This is a genomic window from Mycobacterium sp., assembly GCF_032162605.1.
Taxonomy (GTDB): Bacteria; Actinomycetota; Actinomycetes; order Mycobacteriales; family Mycobacteriaceae; genus Mycobacterium.
This window is the reverse complement of sequence record NZ_JAVROT010000401.1, coordinates 1-2531: the sequence shown is the minus strand read 5'-3', so window position 1 is coordinate 2531 and position 2531 is coordinate 1. Positions and strand designations below refer to the sequence as shown.

3 protein-coding genes are annotated in these 2531 nt (G+C 64.1%); all 3 read right to left on the bottom strand.

The features are described from left to right. The coding region (locus QOI01_RS22855; protein ID WP_526384990.1) for a branched-chain amino acid ABC transporter permease at positions 1 to 495 on the bottom strand (495 nt) is incomplete at its 3' end. Between the two features lie 79 nt (positions 496 to 574). Then, the gene (locus QOI01_RS22850; RefSeq protein WP_526384988.1) at positions 575 to 1786 is read right to left on the bottom strand and encodes a branched-chain amino acid ABC transporter substrate-binding protein; all 1212 of its coding nucleotides are present in this window, start codon (positions 1784 to 1786) and stop codon (positions 575 to 577) included. A 176-nt stretch (positions 1787 to 1962) separates the two neighbouring features. Then, positions 1963 to 2531, bottom strand: a 569-nt coding sequence (locus tag QOI01_RS22845; RefSeq protein ID WP_526384986.1) for a two-component system response regulator PdtaR, incomplete at its 5' end; no start/stop codon positions are given.

Sequence of the window (2531 nt, the reverse complement as noted above, 5' to 3'; positions counted from 1 at the left end):
CAGGATGATCGGCTGCTGGGCATTGGACCCGCCGTACCCCTTGATGATGTGCGGCAGGATGAAGTGCACGAATTCCTGCAGCACGAATGACATTCCGATGGCGGTGATCAGGAACGTGAGCGGCCGTGCGTTCCGGCGCCGCAGCGGCCGGTAGGCGATGAACTCCAGGCCGACGGCCGCCGATCCCGACACCAGCATCGCGAAGAGCATCGCAATCCCGAGATACAGGATCGTCAGTGCGATGCCCTTGCCGTAGGCGTTCCCGCTCGGATTGAAGCCCAGGATCATGTCGAGACAGAAGTAGGCGCCGAACATGCCGAGCATGAAGATCTCGGAGTGGGCGAAGTTGATCAGCCGCAGCACGCCGAACACCAGTGTGTAGCCGACGGCCACCAGTGCGTAGATCGCGCCCCACGACAGACCGTCGATCGTCAACTGCCAGAAGCCGTTCAGCAGGCTATCGACGTTGAAGTTGATGTTGGCGGCCAATAACACCGGCGGCGGCTCCTTGCGGGGAAAATGGATACGAGGCGCGCCCGAACCTAGTGGGCCCGGACGCGCCTCGTCTCAGCGGTTACTGAACCTTGTAGATCCAGATGAGGGTAGTGGTGAGCTCACCCTTGTCCGTCCACTGGTACTTACGAGCCACACCCTGGCCGTCGTAGTTCTTGACGAAGTCCAGCAGTGCCGGGCGGGTGATCGCGCCGGAGTCGATGCCCTTCAGCAGGATGGTGCCGAGGTCGTAGCCCTCGGTGCTGTAGGTGCCCGGCTCCTGGCCGAACTTCTTGGTGTACTCATCGGCGAACGCCCCGGTGGCCGGGCCGCACGGGCAGGACAGGAGTGCGTCCTTGGATGCCTCGCCCGCCTGCTTGACGAACTCGGGGTCCTTGGTGCCGTCCGCGCTGACGAACGTCGCCGTCACCCCGCCGTCCTTGAGCTGCTGGACGAGCGGCGCCGCTTCCGAGTAGTAACCGCTGTAGAACAGCGCGTCGGGATTGACACCCTTGATCTGCGTCACGGCTGCCGAGAAGTCCTTGTCGCCCTTCTTCACCGAGATGTTGCAGGCGGAGTCCGCGACCGGCCCCAACGTCTGACGCATGGCCTGCGCCAGGCCGAGGCCGTAGTCGGTGCTGTCGTCGACGACGCAGATCTTCTTGAAGTTGAGCGTGTTCTTCAGGTAGTTGGCCACGGACGGGCCCTGCACGCCGTCATTGGCGAGACCGCGGAAGAACGTCTTCCACCCGTTCTCACTCAACGTCACGTTCGTGGCCGAGGCGGTGGTGGAGACCAGGCCGGCCTGGTCGAACACCGTCCCGGTGGCCTTGGTCTCGCCGGAGAACGCCGGGCCGACGAGCCCGATGGTGTATTGGTCGTCGACGATCTGCGGGGCGATGGCCGTCGCCTTCTGCGGGTCACCCTCGGTGTCGAACGGCTTCAGCTGCACCTGGCAGCCGGGGTTGGCGGCATTGTGCGTGTCGATGGCGAGCTGCACGCCGTTCTTGATGTTGATGCCGAGTGCGGCGTCGGCGCCGGTAAGGGCGCCCGCCATCGCGATCGACACGGGGGGGCACGTCGCCTTGCCATCACCGGCGGGGTCGGCGGGTGCGGCGCCTTCCGCGGTCTTGACTTCGGCGCCGTTCTCGTCGATCTGCACCTGCTGGACGATCTTCAAGTCGGCTTGCGACTTGTTGTCCTGGGGGGCGGACTGATTGCACCCGGCTATGCCGAACACGACCAAGCCCGCGCCACCGAGAGCAATTGCACTACGTGCCACGCGACCTCGCACGTTTCACCTCCGAGTCAGAGTTTTATCGGCACCGATGAGACAGTTCACGTCGCCCTGGCCGCCGATGCTTCGGGTAGAACATAGCCAACACATCGCCGTGGTGCGTGATGTTGAGGAATGCCGACTGGCCGTTGGCTGTGCAATTGCGTGAAACTGCGCGTCAGGAAACGCAGTTGTTACGTCTCCGGCGTGTCCAGGGTCTCGAGAACGACTTCCGCGACGCGCCGCATCGTGGTGCGGCGATCCATGGCCGCGCGCTGAATCCATTTGAAGGCCTCGGGCTCAGACATCTTCTGCTTGGTCTGGAGCAAACCCTTTGCGCGTTCGACGAGTTTGCGCGTCTCGAGCCGGTCGGACAACGTCGCGACTTCCAGCTCCAACGCCGCCATCTCACCGAATCGACTGACCGCCAACTCGATCGCAGGAATCAGGTCCGTGATCGAGAACGGCTTCACCAGATATGCCATCGCACCGGCATCACGCGCGCGCTCGACGAGTTCCCGCTGCGAGAAGGCGGTCAGCACCAAGATCGGCGCGATGCGCTTCGACGCGATCTCCGCGGCCGCGTCGATGCCGTCCCGGCGCGGCATCTTCACGTCCATGATCACCAGGTCGGGTCTGAGACTCTCGGCGAGGTCCACCGCCTCCTGGCCGTCGCCGGCCTCCCCCACCACCTCGTAGCCCTCCTCGCGGAGCATCTCGGCGAGGTCCATGCGAATGAGTGCTTCGTCCTCGGCGATGAGAA